Source organism: Kitasatospora sp. NPDC088346 (genome assembly GCF_044740765.1).
Classification (GTDB): Bacteria; Actinomycetota; Actinomycetes; order Streptomycetales; family Streptomycetaceae; genus Kitasatospora.
This window is the reverse complement of record NZ_JBIURH010000029.1, coordinates 43190-61263: the sequence shown is the minus strand read 5'-3', so window position 1 is coordinate 61263 and position 18074 is coordinate 43190. Positions and strand designations below refer to the sequence as shown.

19 protein-coding genes, 1 tRNA gene and 2 pseudogenes are annotated in these 18074 nt (G+C 71.3%); 9 read left to right on the top strand and 13 right to left on the bottom strand.

What is annotated here, in order from left to right; all coding sequences use genetic code 11:
• Positions 1 to 685: 685 nt before the first annotated feature.
• Positions 686 to 1122 (bottom strand): annotated as a pseudogene (locus tag ACIOFR_RS29015) (IS5 family transposase); the annotation flags it as partial.
• 87 nt (positions 1123 to 1209) lie between these two features.
• Between ACIOFR_RS29015 and ACIOFR_RS29010 the strand changes: the two are divergent.
• From ACIOFR_RS29010 to ACIOFR_RS29000, 3 genes are all read left to right on the top strand, one after another.
• A complete protein-coding gene (locus tag ACIOFR_RS29010) occupies positions 1210 to 1668 on the top strand; it encodes a MarR family winged helix-turn-helix transcriptional regulator (RefSeq protein ID WP_401002171.1) in 459 nt (152 codons plus the stop codon).
• A 26-nt stretch (positions 1669 to 1694) separates the two neighbouring features.
• Entirely contained in the window at positions 1695 to 3149 is a 1455-nt protein-coding gene (locus ACIOFR_RS29005; protein ID WP_401002170.1) for an MFS transporter, read from the top strand.
• A 112-nt stretch (positions 3150 to 3261) separates the two neighbouring features.
• Entirely contained in the window at positions 3262 to 3555 is a 294-nt protein-coding gene (locus ACIOFR_RS29000) for a DUF1330 domain-containing protein (RefSeq protein WP_401002169.1), read from the top strand.
• Positions 3556 to 3641: 86 nt separating this feature from the next.
• On the opposite strand, the gene ACIOFR_RS28995 is transcribed toward ACIOFR_RS29000, so the two are convergent.
• The gene (locus tag ACIOFR_RS28995) at positions 3642 to 3815 is read right to left on the bottom strand and encodes a hypothetical protein (RefSeq protein ID WP_401002168.1); all 174 of its coding nucleotides are present in this window, start codon (positions 3813 to 3815) and stop codon (positions 3642 to 3644) included.
• 218 nt (positions 3816 to 4033) lie between these two features.
• Between ACIOFR_RS28995 and ACIOFR_RS28990 the strand changes: the two genes are divergently transcribed.
• Entirely contained in the window at positions 4034 to 4471 is a 438-nt protein-coding gene (locus ACIOFR_RS28990) for an acyl-CoA thioesterase (RefSeq protein ID WP_401002167.1), read from the top strand.
• Positions 4472 to 4653: 182 nt separating this feature from the next.
• Entirely contained in the window at positions 4654 to 6351 is a 1698-nt protein-coding gene (locus ACIOFR_RS28985) for an FAD-dependent oxidoreductase (RefSeq protein WP_401002166.1), read from the top strand.
• Between the two features lie 62 nt (positions 6352 to 6413).
• Here ACIOFR_RS28985 and ACIOFR_RS28980 read toward each other — a convergent pair whose 3' ends face one another.
• The 5 genes from ACIOFR_RS28980 to ACIOFR_RS28960 all read right to left on the bottom strand — a co-directional run bounded on the left by ACIOFR_RS28980 (position 6414) and on the right by ACIOFR_RS28960 (position 10232).
• Positions 6414 to 6893 carry a hypothetical protein gene (locus ACIOFR_RS28980; RefSeq protein ID WP_401002165.1) on the bottom strand — a complete coding sequence of 160 codons (480 nt, stop codon included), beginning with the start codon at positions 6891 to 6893 and terminating at the stop codon, positions 6414 to 6416.
• Between the two features lie 399 nt (positions 6894 to 7292).
• Positions 7293 to 7643 carry a hypothetical protein gene (locus ACIOFR_RS28975; protein ID WP_401002164.1) on the bottom strand — a complete coding sequence of 117 codons (351 nt, stop codon included), beginning with the start codon at positions 7641 to 7643 and terminating at the stop codon, positions 7293 to 7295.
• Between the two features lie 219 nt (positions 7644 to 7862).
• The gene (locus ACIOFR_RS28970) at positions 7863 to 8543 is read right to left on the bottom strand and encodes an alpha/beta hydrolase (protein ID WP_401002163.1); all 681 of its coding nucleotides are present in this window, start codon (positions 8541 to 8543) and stop codon (positions 7863 to 7865) included.
• A gap of 1022 nt (positions 8544 to 9565) precedes the next feature.
• Positions 9566 to 9660, bottom strand: a tRNA-OTHER gene (locus tag ACIOFR_RS28965).
• Between the two features lie 278 nt (positions 9661 to 9938).
• Positions 9939 to 10232, bottom strand: coding sequence for an Imm7 family immunity protein (locus ACIOFR_RS28960; protein ID WP_401002200.1), 294 nt, complete (start codon positions 10230 to 10232; stop codon positions 9939 to 9941).
• Between ACIOFR_RS28960 and ACIOFR_RS28955 the strand changes: the two genes are divergently transcribed.
• Positions 10167 to 10310 (top strand): hypothetical protein, encoded by a 144-nt coding sequence (locus ACIOFR_RS28955; protein WP_401002162.1) that lies wholly within the window; start codon positions 10167 to 10169, stop codon positions 10308 to 10310. The genes ACIOFR_RS28960 and ACIOFR_RS28955 overlap by 66 nt on opposite strands.
• Positions 10311 to 10610: 300 nt before the next feature.
• Positions 10611 to 10895, top strand: a complete 285-nt coding sequence (locus ACIOFR_RS28950; RefSeq protein WP_401002161.1) for a hypothetical protein — start codon at positions 10611 to 10613, stop codon at positions 10893 to 10895.
• Between the two features lie 60 nt (positions 10896 to 10955).
• Here ACIOFR_RS28950 and ACIOFR_RS28945 read toward each other — a convergent pair.
• Both ACIOFR_RS28945 and ACIOFR_RS28940 read right to left on the bottom strand, forming a co-directional pair.
• Positions 10956 to 11189 (bottom strand): annotated as a pseudogene (locus tag ACIOFR_RS28945) (MOSC domain-containing protein); the annotation flags it as partial.
• A gap of 532 nt (positions 11190 to 11721) precedes the next feature.
• Entirely contained in the window at positions 11722 to 12366 is a 645-nt protein-coding gene (locus tag ACIOFR_RS28940; protein WP_401002160.1) for a TetR/AcrR family transcriptional regulator, read from the bottom strand.
• A gap of 68 nt (positions 12367 to 12434) precedes the next feature.
• Here ACIOFR_RS28940 and ACIOFR_RS28935 point away from each other — a divergent pair, with 68 nt between their 5' ends.
• On the top strand, positions 12435 to 12968 hold the full coding sequence (locus tag ACIOFR_RS28935) for a DUF3995 domain-containing protein (RefSeq protein WP_401002159.1): 534 nt from the start codon (positions 12435 to 12437) through the stop codon (positions 12966 to 12968).
• A 314-nt stretch (positions 12969 to 13282) separates the two neighbouring features.
• On the opposite strand, the gene ACIOFR_RS28930 is transcribed toward ACIOFR_RS28935, so the two are convergent.
• On the bottom strand, positions 13283 to 13669 hold the full coding sequence (locus tag ACIOFR_RS28930; protein WP_401002158.1) for a hypothetical protein: 387 nt from the start codon (positions 13667 to 13669) through the stop codon (positions 13283 to 13285).
• A gap of 174 nt (positions 13670 to 13843) precedes the next feature.
• Positions 13844 to 15436 (bottom strand): aminotransferase class I/II-fold pyridoxal phosphate-dependent enzyme, encoded by a 1593-nt coding sequence (locus ACIOFR_RS28925; RefSeq protein ID WP_401002157.1) that lies wholly within the window; start codon positions 15434 to 15436, stop codon positions 13844 to 13846.
• On the opposite strand from ACIOFR_RS28925, the gene ACIOFR_RS28920 reads away from it, so the two are divergent.
• Positions 15424 to 16323: a LysR family transcriptional regulator gene (locus tag ACIOFR_RS28920; protein ID WP_401002156.1), complete on the top strand. Its 900-nt coding sequence runs from the start codon at positions 15424 to 15426 to the stop codon at positions 16321 to 16323. The two genes, ACIOFR_RS28925 and ACIOFR_RS28920, sit on opposite strands and share 13 nt — an antisense overlap.
• Positions 16324 to 16585: 262 nt before the next feature.
• On the opposite strand, the gene ACIOFR_RS28915 is transcribed toward ACIOFR_RS28920, so the two are convergent.
• Both ACIOFR_RS28915 and ACIOFR_RS28910 read right to left on the bottom strand, forming a co-directional pair.
• Positions 16586 to 16771 carry a hypothetical protein gene (locus ACIOFR_RS28915; protein ID WP_401002155.1) on the bottom strand — a complete coding sequence of 62 codons (186 nt, stop codon included), beginning with the start codon at positions 16769 to 16771 and terminating at the stop codon, positions 16586 to 16588.
• Positions 16772 to 17010: 239 nt separating this feature from the next.
• The gene (locus ACIOFR_RS28910) at positions 17011 to 17994 is read right to left on the bottom strand and encodes a DUF6801 domain-containing protein (protein ID WP_401002154.1); all 984 of its coding nucleotides are present in this window, start codon (positions 17992 to 17994) and stop codon (positions 17011 to 17013) included.
• Positions 17995 to 18074: the final 80 nt, after the last annotated feature.

The following is an 18074-nucleotide window of genomic DNA, read 5'->3' as shown; positions in this document are numbered from 1 at the left end:
GGTCCGCGTGGATCACCTTGATCAGCGCCTTCCAGCGTCCGCTGCCCTGCTCCTTGACGGGAGCAGGGCAGCGCCGTGCTAGCGGGTCAGCCAGTGTGCGAGCAGGGTTACCGGCAGTCCCCCGGCCGTGTGCGCCAGGCCGAGCGCGGCCCGCCTCAACAGCGTTCGGCGGCTGGGCCACCGGCCTTCGGGGGCGCGGCACGTCCTTCTCCGGGTATCTGCTGCGGCCCGCCTCATGAACAGCTTGTTCATCACGTCTCTCCCCGAACTCCTGTGCGGTGGATGCGAATTGAGGCTCCGGAGGCTGCCTGCCTGCAGAATACGTCGGCCCGGTGTCGCAACCCCGGGGCCTCCTGCTGCTGGAGAAGCCCCGGTCGGCGGCGGCACCCTGCGGACCTCTCGCCGACCCGGCAGCTTCCCGACGGCGCGCTCGACCAGGTCCCCGGCGACCGCCGACTCGGCGGGGGGCCGGCTGCGAGCCTCTTCGCCGAGACCTTGCCGCACATCGCCGGCGGCCCGTCCATCGCCTTCCTCTCGGCGGCGCCTCCTGGCTTGCACGCCGCAGCAGGGCCGCACCACCACGCTCACGATCGACGGCCACGCCCGGCACTTCCGGCCCACCGGCGTACCGCTCAGCCACACCTTCGCCACCGAGCCCCTCGACCACCCGATCGTTTCGGAATGAAGTTCGAAGTCGTCTCAGGCAGGTGATGCTGCAGGCGAGTCGGAGCCGTCCGAGGTGGAGGTCGGCGCGTATCTCGTAGCGGATGCGCAGGCGTTTGAACTGGTGGAGCCAGGCGAAGGTCCGCTCGACGACCCAGCGGGTCTTGCCCAGGCCCGAGCCGTGAGCGACGCCACGACGGGCGTGACCGGCTGGATCCCACGCCTCCAGAGCCGGCGGCGGTACCTGTCGAAGTCGTAGCCCCGGTCGGCGAACAGCCTGCGCAGCTGGCGACGTGGTCGTCCTCGCAGGCCCCGGATGCGTGGTATCGCGCCCAGGAGCGGCAGGAGCTGTGTGACGACATGGCGGTTGCCGGTGGTCGGGGAGACGGCGATCGGGGTGCCGTGCCGGTCGACGATCAGGTGATGCTTGCTGCCCGGCCGGGCCCGGTCGACCGGGGCAATCGCGAACGCGTTGTCAGTCAAGTATCGCCGAACCCTGATCGGGAGATGCATAAAGGATTCATATAAAGCTGCTATGCTTCAGGCATGAGCCGCCGAGACGCCGCGCACGGCGCTTCCGATGCCATCGGGTCAGCCCTCTACGGTCTGGCCACCAGGGCCGTGAGACGCCTTCCCCGCGACATGAGCCTGACGTCCGCCGCCACCTTGGCCACCCTGGACAAGACCGGCCCGCGACGGATCACCGATCTGGCGGTGGCCGAGGGCGTCACCCAGCCCGCGATGACCGTCCTGGTCCGGGTGATGGAGGAATCCGGGCTGGTCGAGCGGAAGGGCGATCCGTCCGACAAGCGGGTCACGCTGGTGTGCCTGACCGAGGCCGGCGCGTCGTACGTCCGGACGCGACGCCAGGCGGGCGTCGACGCGTACGCGCGGTTGATCGACGAACTCACCGGTGACGAGGTCGAGGCCCTGGCAGCAGCCCTTCCGGCGCTGCTGCATCTGGCGGAGCTCGAAGGCAACGCCCGAGAGGAGTCGGAGCGGTGACCGCGGCCCAGGCTCATGACCAGCCCATGAGCACTGCCCTGATACGTTCCGAGGCACGTCTGCTGGTCCCCGCCCTGGTGTTCATCGCCTTGGTCGTGGCGGCGGTCGCCAGCCTCGGGACGCCGCTCATCACCAGCGTGGCGACCACGTTCCACGTCTCCCTCGACAGCGCGCAGTGGACGCTGACCATCGCCCTGCTCAGCGGCGCCGTCGCCACACCCGTCCTCGGCCGGCTCGGAGCCGGTCCGCACCGGCGGGCCACGATTCTCACCACGCTGGCGATCGTCGTCGTCGGCAGCGCGCTCACCGTGCTGCCGCTGCCGTTCGCCTGGCTGCTCGTGGGCAGAGCGGCCCAAGGCGTCGGCCTCGGTCTCACGGCGCTGATGATGGGCGTGGCCCGCGACCATCTTCCCGAGGAGCGCAGCGCGGCCACGATCGCCCTGATCTCAGTGGTCTCCATCATCGGAGCCGGCGTCGGCTACCCGCTGGCCGCGCTGCTCGCCGAGTTCGGCGGACTGCGGGCCGCCTACGGCCTCGGCCTGCTCGTCACCGCCATCGCCTTCGTGACCGCATGGCGCTCCATGCCCGCAGCTCCCGAAGGCCGCTCCGCTCACGTGAACGTGGCCGGTGCGCTCGTCCTGGCGGGTGGACTGCTCCTCGTCCTGTTCCTGGCCGGCGACAGGAGCCTGTGGAGCCGACACCTCGCCGTGGCGGTGACCCTTGCCGTCGCCGCCGTACTCCTGCTCTGCGTCTGGACCGTTTCCGAACTGCGCACCAAGACGCCCCTGGTCGACGTCCGGGCGGTACGGCACCCGGCGGTCGCCGGGGCGAACATCGCCATGTTCGTCGGCGGGAGCGGCATGTACCTCCTGCTCACGCTCGTCACCCGCTACGCGCAGACGCCGCACAGTGCCGGCTACGGCTTCGGACTGACCACCTTCGTGGCGGGGCTGGTCCTCATCCCGTTCTCCGTGCTGGGGTTCGTCGCCGGCAGGCTCACGCCGCGGGTCCGCGAACGGATCGACGGCCCCCTGCTCCTGGCCGGCAGCGCCGCCATCGTCGGCGGCGGGTTCGTCCTGTTCGCCACCGCCCGAGCCAACCTGGCCGAACTGCTCGCGGCCATGGGCGTGCTGGGCTTCGGCGTCGGCAGCTTCTCGGCCGCCATGCCCGGCGTCATCCTGGCCGTCACCCCCAGGAGCGAGACGTCGAGCGCCATGAGCTTCAACTACGTCGTCCGCAGCGTCGGGTACTCCCTGGGCAGCGCCATCGGCGGTCTGGTCCTGGCCGCCGGCACCCCCACGGGCCGCCTCTTCCCGAACGACGACGCCTATACGACCGCGGCGCTGGTCGGTGTCGCCGCGATGGCGATCACGACGATGGCCGGCCTCGCCCTCGCCCGCCGGCGCTCACCCGGGACCGATCCGATCACAGCCGCAGTCGGTGTGCCGGGCCTGGGCCGGTCGAGTCGACCCGGGAGCTGAGGATCGAAGCCGTCCGACTTCGACGCCGTCTCCGTCGGCTCGCCGACCCACAGCGCGCCGGCCATGGATCCGAACATGCTTCCGAGCATCAATTCCGAACACAGGAGGTACCGTGGCCAAGGCCTATTGGGTCAGCGCCTACCGCACCATTGCGGACCCCGAGAAGCTGGCTGCCTACAACAAGCTGGCTGGTCCAGCCGTCGAGGCCGCGGGCGGGCGGCTGCTCGCCCGCGGCAGCCGGGTCGTCGCACACGACGCCGGAATCGCCGAGCGCACCGTCCTGATCGAGTTCGACAGCTTCGAACAGGCGATCGCCGCGCATGCGAGCGCGGCCTACCAGGAGGCGCTGGCCGCACTTGCTGACGGCGTCGAGCGCGACTTCCGCATCATCGAAGGCCTCGACTGACGATCGAGGCTGCGTCGGCGACGAACACGAAGCCGACTGCGGGGATCACCCCGGCTCGTCAGCGCGCCGCACCGTCGCGAACAGCGTCAGGCCAGTGGCATCGTCGGTGATGTCCAGTCCGGCGACGGTTCCCGGCGGCGCGGCGGCAGGGCTCGGGCGAAGCGTGCTTCGAGGCAGTCGAAGAGGCCTCCGGCCAGGACCAGGTCGAAGGGGCCGTGGTCGGCGGCCGGGTGGGGGTGGTGGCCCCAGGTGCCGGGCACGCCTCCGGGCCGGCCGCGCAGGATGTACTCGATGATCTCGAAGTCGCCGGCCCGGCCACGAGCCTTGGGTTCCCCGCCTGCCGCGCCCCGGTGCGACCTGACGGGCCACCGAAAGGCCGCCGGATGGACGACCGGAGGTTACGTTAACGCTTGCTAACATGGGCCCGCGCCCCGCCCGGGAGCGCCGCGCTCCGAGGCAGCGAAGACGAGGAAGCCACATGGCCGCCGAGCTTGAGGTCACCTACCAGGGGACCGTGTACCCGTGGCACTGCGACCACATGGGACACATGAACGTCATGTGGTACGTCGGCAAGTTCGACGAGGCGACCTGGCACCTCCTCGCGGGCCTCGGCATCACGCCCAGCTACCTGCGCGACCGCAACCGCGGCATGGTCGCGGTGGACCAGCGGATCTCGTACCGGCAGGAGGTACGGGCGGGCGACCTCGTCGTGGTCCGCTCGGCGGTCCTGGAGGTGCACAGCAAGGTGATCCGTTTCGTCCACCGGATGGAGAACGCGGAGACCGGCGAGGTCGTGGCCGTGACGGTGCTGACCGGGGTGCATCTCGACCGGGAGACCCGGCGTTCCTGCGATCTGCCGGAAGAGCAATTGGCCCGCGCACGCAAGGCGCTGACCGACTACGACCCGGGCATCTGACCGCGGGGGCCGGCCAGGCGTTGGCCGCTCAGGGGATGGTGCGGCTCCGCCCCTCGCCCGTTCGGGGGATCCGGAGTGCTCCTCACCTCCTTGGTGAGTGAATCGGTGGTCGATCCGGCGGAGGATTCGGGACCAGGGGGCGCACGTCCTCGCGCCGCCGCCCGGGTGAAAGAAGGCACCGCATGCACCGGTTCCACCGGACCGAGGCCGGCCGGAACGGGAATCCGGCCTGGACGCCGGCGTCTCCGCTCTCCGCGGAGCAGCTCAGGAGGCTCGCGGCGCACGGCTCGGAACACCGCGCCACCTCGGAGGAGATTCTCTTCGCGGCGGGCGACTCGGCCTACGACTTCTTCGTCGTCCTCGAAGGGTCCGCGGCCGTCGTGGAGCGGTTCGGCGAGCCGGACGAGCGTCTGATCGCGTCGTACGGGCCGGCGGAGTTCCTGGGCGAGCTCGACATGCTGACGGGCGAGCGGGCGCGGTTCACCGGTGTGACGAGCGGCCCCGGCCGAGTGCTCCGGGTCCCGCTGGAGCGGATCCGCACGCTCGTGTCCCAGGACGCCGATCTCAGCGAACACATTCTGCGGATGTTCCTCGCGCGTCGGGCGAACCTGGTGCGCAAAGGCGCCGGGCTGACGCTGATCGGTTCGCGGTACGACGAGCGGTGCCGGGCGCTCATGCAGGCGTTCTCGGCCAACCGGATGGGCGTGACCTGGATCGATCTGGAGGAGCAGCCCGACGCCGAGGCGCTGTTGCGGGAGCTGCGGGTGCCCGTGACGGACCTTCCGATCGTCCTGGTGCCCGGCCGGCCACTGCTGCGCAATCCGCTGCCCGCCGATGTCGCCGCCGAGTTCGGGGAGCCACCGGCCGGCGCGGGTGACGACGACGGCCAGGACTCCTGTGACCTGCTGGTGGTCGGCGGCGGCCCGGCCGGACTGGCAGCAGCGGTGTACGGGGCGTCGGAGGGGCTGCGGACCGTGCTCCTCGATGCGGCCGCGTTCGGCGGACAGGCCGGTACGTCGTCGCGGATCGAGAACTACCTCGGGTTCCCGGCCGGGCTCTCCGGCGCCGAGCTGGCCGCCCGCGGGGTGATCCAGGCGGCGAAGTTCGGGGTCCGGCTGCACCGCAACACCCGAGCCACCGCTTTCGCGACCCACTGCGGCCTGCACACCGTCACCTGCGAGGACGGGCGGTCGTTCAGCGCGCGTGATGTCATCGTCGCCACCGGGGCCCGCTACCGGCGGCTCGCCGTCCCACGCATCGAGGCCTGGGAAGGCAACGGCGTGCACTACGCCGCCACGGTCGCGGAGGCCGGGAACGCGGCCGGGCGGCCGGTCGCGGTGATCGGCGGCGCGAACTCAGCGGGCCAGGCAGCCGTGTTCCTGGCCCGTACCTCCGATCCTGTGCATCTCCTGGTCCGTGGCGAGGACCTCGGCCACTCGATGTCCCGGTACCTGATCGACGCCATCGCCTCGAACCCGAGGATCCGGGTACGGCTGCGCACGGAGGCCGTCGGCATCACGGCGGACTCCTCGATCACCGGCCTGGAGGTCGTCGACCGTGCCACGGGCCGGCTCTCCACGCCGGCGGTCGCCGCGGTCTTCGTGTTCATCGGCGCGACACCCTGCACCGACTGGCTCGACGGCCAACTGGCCACGGATGCCAAGGGTTTCGTGCTCACCGGCCACGACCTGGACGCCAACCTGACGGACCGTCGCGCACCGCTGCCGTTCGAGACGAGCGTCCCCGGCGTGTTCTGCGTCGGCGACGTGCGGAGCGGAAGCGTCAAGCGCGTGGCGACCGCCGTGGGTGAAGGCTCCGCGGCGGTCCGGCTGGTCTTCGACAGACGCCGGGCCGACGGTACGGAACTCCTCTACCCCTAGCCGCCCCCCGGGTGTCGGGCTGCGGCAGCGGTCCGATCCGTCCGACCGGCCCCTCCTGCCGCTCAGTACCCCGCGAGCCAGCCGACCTTGCGCAGAGTCGGCACCAGCCGGGTGAGGACGTAGGCGAAGACGGGGGTGTAGGTGTCGTCGGCATCGAAGTGAATCTCGTGCTCCCCCCGGCCGGGCTCGCCCGGGCGGGGAGCCGGCGGGGAGGTCAGGCTGACACCCGAGGCACCGAGAAGCTGCGCGAACCAGGCTGCGTTGCAAGCGATGGCGAGGTCCTGGACGGTGAGGGACCGCCGACGGCGCGGCCGCTCCCGGCCGTCCTCCGGGACAGCGAGGTAGGCCAGGATTCGGCGCCGGTCGGCGGTCACCCGATGGATGCCGGCCCGCTCGCGGTTGAACAGCTGGGTGAGACGGGCCGGCATCTCGGGCAGCGTCTCGGTGCGGTGCAGAACCACATCGCGCTCGCCGTTGGTCCAGGCCGTGTCGCGAACGACGAGCGAGGGCCGACCGGGGATCTCCAGATCCCAGCAGGTCACCGCGCCCGTGCTCGCCGCACCACCGCAGGTTCGGCCATCGACGAAGAGTTGATCCGGGAGTTCCGTGAGCGTGAAGACCATGGGCAGACGGCCATCTCCGGGTCGCTGGTCGCTGGGAGTTGGTTGATCGTACTGCGCAGGACGGAGCCGCCCGCCCCGCTTCTGACATGCGGTCAGAACAGATCAGAATCGAGCTCCGAACCGACGGCCCCGACCTCCACAGCGCTCCTGTCCCGATCGCCTTCAGCCCGATCTGCGGACGAGACGGCCCACGGGCGCGTTCGGCTGCGGCAGCCGACGGCAGCGACCTACCGAGCCTGGAAGTTCTCGATCTCACGTCTCAGAACGGGCCGCACGTCACCCAAGGTCGAGGCGATCGAGCGGATCTCCCACCGGAGTTCAGGGAACTCGCCCCAGATCCCCGCGTTGGCCGAGGAACCAGCGGGTGCCGGGCTCATCCTCGCTGACGGGGTGAGCCGGGAACGGCAGCCGGACGCAGATCTCCTCCAGTTCCTCGATGGCGTCGTCATCGGCATCCAGGAAGTCGCATGACCCACCTCCGGCCTGTCCGGCCTCGGACAGAACGATCTCGACGAAGCAGAGCGAGTGGCGATCCAACCAGCTCTCCCAGCGTTCGGCCGACTCGTCGGCGAGGTCCGCCCGGATGAACACCGCCGGATCGTCGTCCCGGAGGCTGTCGAGGAGTACGCCCCAGGAAGCCGCTCCTTGGTTCTCGTGCCGGAAGACCAACGCCTCCTGGGTGCCACAGTTGCGCAGGGCTCAGTGCCGAGCGCCGTACCAGGTCAGGCCGCGGCTGTACGTCGCGCCGCCCGGCCTCCCCCGTGGTCGTACCGTCGTACCGTCGCACCTTCCCGGCCGCACGGCCCCGTAGGCGCGACGGCGCCCCGCTCCGAGCCTCTGGGGCCGGGCGGGGCGCCGTCGCGCGTACCGGGGCGACCGGGCCGCGTGCTACAGGGCCTTCGCCGCGTGGCGGATCACGTCGAGGACGAAGTCCGGGTGGGACAGCATCGGGACGTGGCTGCTGTCGACGTCGTAGGTCTTCGCGCCCATCCGCTCGGCTGCGAAGCGCTCCAGGTCGGGGTTCACGGTGCGATCGTTGTTGGCGACGATGTACCAGCTGGGCTTCGTGCGCCAGGCGGTACCCGGGACCTGCTGGTCGAACAGGTCCGCGACCGGCACCGCACCCGTCGCCAGCACCAGCTTCTGCTCGGCCTCCGGGAGGTCCCCGCAGAAATCCGGAACCCCTGAGGCCTTCAGCCACAGCCGCCCGTCGGCGACCTCGATGTGCTGGAAGACCGGCGTGGCGGCGAACTGCGCCTGGTGCTGCTGCGAGGTCTCGTCCTCGTCCGGGCCGAGCGCGGCGATGTAGACCAGCGCACCGACCCGGTCGTGGGTGCCCGCCTTGGTGATCAGCGTGCCACCGTACGAGTGACCGACGAGCACGATCGGCCCGGGCACGTGGTTGAGCGTGAAGTTCACGCACGCGACGTCGCTCTCCAGGGAGTTGAGGCCGTGCTGCGAGGCGAAGACCTCGTGCCCCTCGGCCTGGAGCGTCGGGATGAGCTTGCTGAAGCACGACCCGTCGGCCCAGAGCCCGTGGGCGAAGACGATGCTTGGCTTGCCCGCCATCATGGTTCCTCCTCCGTGAAGACCTGCACGTCGCGCAGCGTCGGATCCCCCCTCGGCGGCCGGGATCGGCCCGAGGCCGATCGTCCACCAGTCCACGCCGTGCGGTCCGACGGCGCGCCCTACGGCCGTCGCGGGAGATGCCCGCACCCGTTCGGCGGTGTCGAGGTGTGCTCCGGGGTGGGGCAGTTCGGGCGCCCGGTGCCCGGGGTGGGCCGCCCGCAATCGGCCTTTCGCCGGAACCGGGTTCGCGGTGACGCGCCGCCAGGATCCTTGGCGACCTGACCGGGACGCGGGAGAAACCCCATGATCCGTACGAATGCGGAACTCCACCTACGCCCCGCCAGCGGCTGATCGCCGCCACGGCGGTGCTCTGCGCGGGGCTCGCCGCAGCTCTTCCCAGCGGGGCGGCACACGCGGCACCGGGCCCGGCGGGGCATCCGTCCGGGCGGGCGGGGGCCTTGGATCCGCGGTTCGGCACCGGCGGCACGTGCTGACCCCGGGGTCGGCCGCGGGCGGCGACGGTGACGAGAACATCTGGCGGATCGCCGTCCAGCCCGACGGCAGGATCGTCGCCACCGGGCATGCCGTGCCGGCGACCGGCGGCGAGGACCGGGCACTCGCCCGTCACCTGCCCGACGGTACGCTCGGCCCTTCCTTCGGGGACGGCGGTCGCCGGCTACACCTCGATCGGTCCGGGGGACGACGAGCCCGGGAACCTCGTGGTGCTGGCGGACGGCCGGATCCTGATCGGCGGCAGCGTCGCCGCCTCCGAGTTCCTCGTGGACAGCAACTTCCCGGCCGGCCGCTACCTGGAGAACGGCACTCCCGACCCGGGCTTCGGGACCGGCGGATTCACCGTCACACCGGCCGGTACCGCCGACGGCGACAACGAGATCTACGACATCGAGGTGGCCGGTCACGGCAGGCTGATCGCCGCCGACGAATGCGAGCGCGGCAGCTCGGGCCGGTCCAGCGACGGCGGGCGGGCCGGACCGCCGTGGGCAGCGGCCGGGCCGGTGCGGCGGAGAGGGCAGGATTCGAACCTGCGCGGGCCCTTGCGGACCCTGCTCGGCCGTTGCCGGCCAGGCACCCGATGAACCGCTCCGGACACCTCTCCCGGCCAGGGAACCGGTGGCGTTCCCTGACGTGCCCTCAGGATGCCCCGGACACCTGACCCGGCACTGACACCCGGCTGACCCCCACCCGGCCGTCGCAGGCTCCGCACCGGCGATGCCTGTCCTGCCGCCGCCCCCACGATTGAAAACCACCGACGCGCGCGCCCACCGCGGTCCGCAACCGCCCGCACTGCGGCCGGCCGATCACCGGCGTCGCCCTGCCGACCATCCCGCGGCCGAGCACCGACGTCCCTCCGGGGCGGGTCCGGGGGGCTCTGGCCTATCCCTCGAACGGATCTTCCAGCGCAGGGATACAGGGCGACAGCAGTGGCTCCGCGTGCTCGGTCACCCGCCCGCGGACCATCCTGATGACGAGGACCTCGTTCTCCCGGGCGGCGTCCTCGTCGTGGCGCACATGCAGCAGGCCGTACGAACCCGGCGCCCGCTCACCGGCCTCCCTGAAGAACTCCACGATCTCCACGTCACGGTGGTTGCAGAACCCCCCGAAGTGGACGAACACCTGCCCGTTCATCCACCGCAGATCAAGCAGATACGGGCTGCCGATCTCCCGGATGCGCTGCTCGATGCCCTCGACGATCCCCCGCAGACGGCCGTCGTCATCGTCGTCGGCGTTGGCGCTCTCCTACATTGATCCAGCCGTGGTATTCGACCATGGCCGCAGCCTACCGACCCGCTCACCCACGGCCCAGCCGATTCCCGCTCACCCCATTCCCCACATCGTTCAGCCTTCTACAGAGTGGGGAATTGGAGCGACACTGGCCGTTTTCAAGGCTCTGCCCGCAGTTCCGTGAAGCCTCGTTTCGTCCCGGGCCCGGAGCCGGCCGTGGCTGCGGCCATCCGGGTGCCTTCCGGATATCTCGTGAGCGAGAGACGCCCGGTGAGGGGTATGTCGTCTCGCACCAGATGACCCGGGACCCATGAGGAGACCAGCGTGTACGCAGCAGTGCGGCGGTACGAAGGGGTGACCGATCCTGCGGAGGCAGGACGCCGCGTGGCCGAGGGATTCGTGCCCCTCCTTCGCCAGGTGCCCGGATTCGTGGCCTACTACTGGGTTGACGCCGGGGACGGAGTGATGGTCTCCACCAGCGTCTTTGAAGACCAAGCCGGGGCCGAGGAATCAATCCAGACGGCTACGGAGTTCGTGCGGGACAACCTCGCGTCACTGCTCCCCAATCCTCCCCAGGTCACGGCCGGCCAGGTCGTGGCTGCCGGGTAGCGACCTCCGCAGCGGCCCCTCACGGAACTGCGGCCACAGCCGTTTTCAAGGAGTCCCATCATCCCAGCCGTCGAGATCCTGTCCGGCGTAGGCGTGGACGGCCTGGTCAGCGCCGCCATGGTGCTTCACGTCGTACACCCGATCTCCGACAAGACCAACATCGCCGGTGCCCTTCGGGCCGGGGGAGCTGACGGCGACTGGGCCGTGGCCGGGCCGCTTGTCGATGCCTGTCGCCCTCAAGCCCTTCCACAGGCTGGGCCGGGGCCTGCCGACCTTGACGGAGAGCAGCGTCATGGGGCGTGACGGTATGGCCTCATCCACGCTCCGGCGACCCAATTCCCAACTCCTCCGAACCACTTGGAATCGATCACCTAGGCGATGGTCGGTCCTGGTGCTACGGGCAGTCAGGTCCCGCGGTACGGCTCTCGCCTGGGCGGTCGTGGCCGGATCGGCACGCTCGGTCGCCGGGCGGCGCTTCTTCTTCGGGTTCGCCCGCGCCCAGGCTGACAGACGCCGGGCCGGACAAGGCGCCGGTCACGCTCCTGACCGGGAAACGGTGGAGACGGAAGGCCGCCTCTCATCCAGGCCCTCCGCCGCCCGAGCGGCCGCGAGCACCTCGGCACTGAACGGGTCCATACCGAAGTCGGCGCCCCACACCACGCCGCGTCCGAGCCGGTGGACCGCCCCGGCGAGGGGGCAGGCCGTGGAACGCCAGATCCCAGGGAGCATACGGGCAACCGGGTGCCACGGGCGTGAGCGCGGGCACTGTCCCGGGTCGCTTCGGCCTCTGTTCACGTGCCGCTGCCGGCGGATGCGGCGGGCCTCCTCAGTCGGCCCCGGGGACCGCTCGGAACGGCGCCGGCTCGGCAGCGGGCGTCGACGGCTGGACCGGGGGCTGGGCCGGGGCCAGGAGCAGGGCGACAAGGTGGTCCAAGGCGGCCGGTGAGCGCGGGTCCTGGGGCAGGGTCTCGGGTGCGAGCTGGGGTGCCGTTCGGCGCAGTTCGAGCCAGCCGAGGTAGGCGGCGTAGGCGGCGAGCGCCCGGTGGCGGGCGGTCGGCCGGTCGAGGCCCAGGTCGGTGAAGACCTCGGCGAGGAAGGCGATCCGGGTCTCGATCACCCGGGCGACGACCTCGGCGACGGCCGGCTGGCCGGTCTCGGCGGCGAGGGCCGGCTCCAGTCCGGCGATCTCCTCGCTGCCGAGCGCCTCGCCGAACAGGGCGCGGGCCCGGGCGACGGGATCCTCCAGGGTGCGGACGGATGCCACGACCTCGGTGGTGGCGTGCAGTTCCCAGGCCTCCAGGGCGGCGACCAGCAGGGCCTCCCGGTTGTCGAAGTGCCAATAGAAGCTGCCGCGCGTCACACCGAGTTCCCTCGCCAGCCCGTCCACCGCCACGGCGGCGACCCCGCCGCGAGCCAGGGCGCGCAGCGCCGCCATCGTCCAGTCGTCCCTGCAGACCTTGCCCTTCGCCATGGTCCGTACAGTACTGTATGGATTATCCGTACAGCACTGTACGGAAGTGTCGGCGAAGGGGTGGCGACATGAAGGTCGTGGAGTGGTTGCTCGGTTCCGCGCGGGCGGGCCGGTCCGCGGGTACCGCCGAGGGGACGGCCGGGGTTCCCGAGGCGGGCCCGGCGGTCCGGGCGGCCTCGGCGGTGGCGGGGACTGCGTTGGCGGGGATCGGCGCGCTGCACGTGGTGTGGGCCGTCTCGCCGTGGCCGCTGGGCTCCCGCGAGGAGTTCGCCGCGGTGGTGGTCGGGGTGGACGAGTCGCAGCTACCGTCGGCGCCGCTCACGCTTGCGGTCACGGGACTGCTGGGGGCCGCCGCCTGGCTGGTCGTCACCGGCGCCCGACCGGAGCGGCCGCTCGGGTCCTCGCGCCTGGTCCGGTCGGGCATGTGGACGGTGGCCGGGGTACTGGCGCTGCGCGGGGTCGGCGGCCTGGCCTCCTCCGGCCTGGCCCCGGGCGAACGGCCCGAGGAATTCGTGCACTGGGACCTGGCCCTGCACTCCCCGCTGTGCGTGGCCCTCGGCGGACTGACCGGCTACGTCGCCGCCCGTACCCGCCGCCCCTGACCGCGCACTCTGCCGCTGTCCCCCGGCGGGCGGCTCGCCCAGCCCTTGGGGGTCAACGCTCCTGCGGGTGGTGGTGCCATCACTCCGTGGAGGCTAGGCCCGCCGGGGGCGGTCGGACGGCCCCCGGGGCCGCCGCTGCCCGATCGCCCACCGGCCGCTGCCCGGCTGGTCGGAAGCCGGCCGCCCGGTGCGGGCCCGGCGGGCTGACTGTCCGTCAGGCCGCCACTCACAGAGAATCAATCACCGGGTCGATTTTCTGCGAGCCCTTGGCGGCCTTGGCCCGGGTTGTCGGGAATCGGCTGGTCGCGTGGAGTTCAGGCGTAGGCGTCCTTGATGGCGACTCGTCGCACTGTGCGCAGCGCCGACTGGGACTGTCCAGATCGGTACGAGCCGAGAGCCAGGCGGAGCGCCTGCGGTATGTGGTTCGAGGTGGCGAAGGGCCCCGCCGTACTCACCGAGATGTGCTGACGCGCGAGGGTGGCGGTCAGGCGATCGGCGCGGGCGTCGGCGGGCAGCGCCAGCCATGTGAAGCAGGACGAGGGGTGACTGATGAACGGTAGACCTTCCGGTTCTTGTCCGGCGAGTGCTCGGCGGGCCTTGGCGTCACTTCGTTTCTGCGCTTCCAAGTGGTCCACTGTGCCGTCCTCGAGCCAGCGGCAGGCGATCGCGGTGGTGCGGGCCGGGGTGTTCCAGGTAGTCACCCGAATCGCCCGCTCGAGCGCCGGCACCCTGGATGGCGGGGCAACGACGAGTCGCCGCCGTCCCGGGTGAAGCGGGCCCTGCTCGCCCTGCACGACCAGGATCTGTGGAACCGGAGCAGACCCCGGCCCCCGGGCGGGCCCGCCATCCGCCTCGGCGCGCGCCGCAAGGCGCCGTCAGGTCTGGGCGACGACCCGGAACCGATCGAGCAGCGGGTCGTAGGCGCCGCGGACGTAGCCGGACGGTTCGGCGGCCATGGTGCGCAGGTAGTCGATGACCTCTGCGGTCAGGACCTCGCCCGGGAGGACGTTCGGAATTCCGGGTGGGTAGGCGGCCAGTGAGTCAGCCGAGACACGGCCCGCCGCTTCGGCGAACGGGACGACGGCCGTGTCGGCGAAGAACGCCTCCTGCACTCCCATCACCCGGTCCCCCGGCGAGGGCAGGCAGGCGGCGTTCTCGCGTGCCGTGCCGAGAAACGGGAGGTCGTCCAGCGCCTTCAGGAATCGTTTCGGATCGGTGGGCGAGGTCGCACCCACAAGCAGGAGCAGCGTCGCCGGGGTGGCCAGCTCGCTGTAGATCCGGTGGTCCGTGATGAGACGATGCTGCGCCTGCTGCCCGGTGATTCCCGCCCCGCGCAGGTCGATGGCGATCTTGAACGGGTCGAAGCCGGCCGTACCGGGACTTGCCGCGATGTCGCCCGTGGCATCACGGAACCGTGCACTCGCCCGTATCCCGGTACGGATCGCCTCCGCCGAAGCGAGCGCGGCACCGATCGCCCGGGAGCCGTCGACGACGAGGTGCCGCCGGGTCTCGTCCAGAGATGCGAGCAGGAGCGGGCTGCAGCTGGTGGACTGGTACGACCGGACGACGCGGTCGACGAGTTGCTCGATCCTCTGCGCGTGCTCGCTGTGGCCCAGGTGGAGCATCGCCGACTGGGTGAGGGAGCCCGCCCCCTTGTGCGTACTCGAGATCACGAGGTCGGCGCCCATACGGACGGCGTTCGCCGGGAGGTCTGGGTGCAGCCCGAAGTGGGCACCCCACGCCTCGTCGACGATGAGCGGCACACCGTGTGCGTGGGCGGTCTTGGACAGCGCCGCGATGTCGGCGACCGCGCCGAAGTAGCTGGGGCTCACGACGAAGACGGCGGCGGCGTCCGGGTGCTCGCGCAGCGCCTGATCGATCTGTGCCGCGGTGACGCCGTGGGCGGCGCCGAGACCGCTGTCGACGGCCCCTTGGACGAAGTGCGGCACAAGCCCGACGTGGGCTATGCCGTCGACGACACTCGAATGGACGCTGCGTTGGACGATGGCCTCGACGCCGAGCGCACGTGCGACGGTGGTGGCGATGTGGTTGCCACCGGATGCCCCGTTGGTCAGGAACCATGCCCGGCGTGCTCCCCAGGCATCCGCGGCGAGGCCTTGCGCCCGCCCGAGCGGCGTGGGGCGTCCGGGCTCGGCGACTCGCCAGCTCTGCTGGTCGATGCCGGCCACACTCATCGGGAAGTCCAGCGACAGAGCGCCCGCACCCAGCAGGGCCGCAACGCCCGGGGCATTGTCCTCGCGCCCTTGATGAGCAGGCACATGCAGCCGCTGCCAGTCGATCCGGGCGAGCGAGCGGAGCGCGTCGGCGTAGGGGGCGTCTGCGTGCTTCACGTGATGTGTGCGGGTGTCCACGGTCGTCATGCGCAGGAGAGTAATCAGATCCGGCCATCGGCGGAATATCAAGAAATAGCACTCTTGGTCATACAATCTATGCCGTGATTCAGCCACAGCAGCTCCGCGTTCTCCTCGCCATCCGCGACAGCGGTTCACTCAGCCGTGCGGCGGAGACACTGGGGTACGGGGTTCCGACCATCTCGCATCATCTCGGGGCGCTGGAGCGGCACTTCGGGGTGAAGCTGGTCGACCGGGACCGCCGCGGCACCCGGCTCACCCCGCTCGGCACGGCGTTCGCCACCGAGGCGGAACAGATCCTGGAACGCATCGAGCAGGCCGAACGCCTCGTCACGGCGCACCGGGATGCAGGCCTGGCGACCCTGAGGGTCGGTACGTTCGCATCGATCGGATCGCGGCTGCTGCCGGCCGCGATCCGAGAGCTCCGAGGACGTGCCCGGGTCCAGGTCGAAGTGGTCGAAGCCGAACCGATCGAGATCGTGCGCCTGCTACGCGGAGGAGAGGTGCACGCCGGCCTCATCTACGACTTCGCGGACGATCCCGCATTCATCTCCCCCGACCTGGCGCTGACCGTGCTGCTGGATGAGCCCTATCAAGTGCTGGTCGCCCGACACAGCGCTCTCGCGAGGCTGCCCGAGCTGGATTTCTCGGAGCTGGCGGACGTGGACTGGGTTTGCAGCCGAGACGAGGGCGAGGCATCGGACCGGGTGCTGCGCCGCGTGTGCCGGTCGGTGGGGTTCGATCCGCGGGTGCTGATGCGCACCGACGATCTGAACATGATCCACGGTCTCGTCGCCGAAGGGCTGGGGGCCACACTCACCACGGCCGTCGCGGTGGACACCCGCTTCCCGGTCGAGTTGCGGGCCACCGTCCAGGAGCTGGGCATGCGGCGGACATCGTTCGTGCGGCGCAGCGGCACCGTTCCCGCAGTCGTCGAGGAGCTGCAGCACATCCTCATCAGACACACGGGCTCCGCGGAATGAACCGATGACGCCCGGCTGCGACCGCTCGGCAGGACAGCGCCAGGATGCACCGGGGCGCCGTGGCGCTGCTGCCGGTATCCGCCGGACACTGGACGCACAGTCCGGGCCGTCACCGGCGGTACCGCCCGACCGGTCGGCATGCCGGGTGGCCGCCAGTCCCGCCAGTCCTGCCAGGGCGCGACTGGGCAGCACGGCCGGCCTCCGGTGTTCAGCGCCCGCCTGCTCCCACCGGGGCGGACGGGTCTTCTCGGCGAGGGCGGGGTCACAGGCCGTCGGTGGCGACCAGGGCGAGGACGGCGGCCAGGTCGTCGGCGGGGCGGCGGGCGGCGATGTAGCCGCCGGGGCGGATGAGGACGAGTTCGTCCCCCGTGATGCCGTAGGTGTGGTGGGCGTGGCCGTCGGTGTCGATGACCGTGCCGTGGCCGGCGGCGGCCGGGTCGGTGGTCACGCGGAAGGCCCGCAGGCCGGAGGGGGTCTTCTGCTGCCCAGCTCTAACTGCTCATACCAGTCACTCATGCCGAGCAGTGTGCCAGCCGCCTCGCCCGGACCGGCTGGATTGAGAAGCCGTGATCAAAGCGATCCTGGGGCTTGAGGGTCGGACGGTGTCGTGGTCGGGGCGGGCCGCGGCGATCCTGTGCACCGCGCGACGCCGCAGCTCAGCGGGTACGGGGAGGAACGTGCCATGACTCAATCCCCTTGAGACGCGCGTCGGCGCTTCAGCCGCGGGCCGAAGCGGAACGCGGCTGCGGCTGTCGCCGTGGCTGCGGCAAGGACGCCCGCCAGCAGGACGACCACGCCGCCGGTGCCCCGGCCGCCGGTCGTGGCGGTGGTCGTCGCCGCAGCGTTGATCGTGGATCTCGTCGAGTCCGGCGGCGCGGCACCGGCGGGCGCGGTGCCGGAGCCGTCGGACGCGGGTGCGCCAGTGGGGCTGGTGGGCACGGCGGTCGCGGTGGCGGAGCCGTCGAGCAGAGGGGAAGCGGTGGGACCGGTCGGTGTGGCGGTGTCCGGGGCTGCTGTTGGCCCGCCGGCGGCGCCGGGGGTGCCGGGCGTTCCCGGGGCGGTCGTGCCGGTCGTCGTCCTCGGCGCCGTGATGTCGAGCGTCGCCACGACGTTGTCCTGTCCGGCGTTCAGGGTGCACGGCACGTTGGTCCTGCCCGGGCCGGTGACGTTGCCGTTCGCGTCCTCCGGTACGAGGTGCAGGGTGAAGTTGCCGGCGGTGATCTTTGCGCTGCCCGGTTCGGTGAAGGTGAGCGTGGGTGCGGTGCCGGTCGCCGGGATGTCGAAGGAACCGGATGCCGGGATGGTGGCCTTGGTGATGGTGAGGTGCACGGGGACACCGATCCCGCCCTGGGGCGCGGTGACGGTGGTCTGGGCGTCCAGGGAGCCTTCGATGATCCTCACGCCGAGGATGTAGCGGAGTCCGAAGGTGAAGGACGCGTCCACCGTGGCGGCCGCGTTGATGGCGAACGGCGGACTGGGCTCGCCGGCCGCGAGCGACCTGGGGATGTCCGTGGAGATCCTCGCGGTGATGGGCTGGGCGCCGATCGTCGGGAAGGTGCAGCTGTACCGCAGTGTGGGTGAGGCCGGCTGGGCGGCTGCGGTTCCGGTCCCGAGGACGCCCACGACGCCCGCGGCTCCCCAGGCCGTCGCCACCGCAACGACGGTCCTCATCCAGGTGCTTCGCGCACCGTCCTCGGCTCTCATGGTCACCCTCACCCTCCACTGCACGTCTGCACCGGTGCTCGAACGAT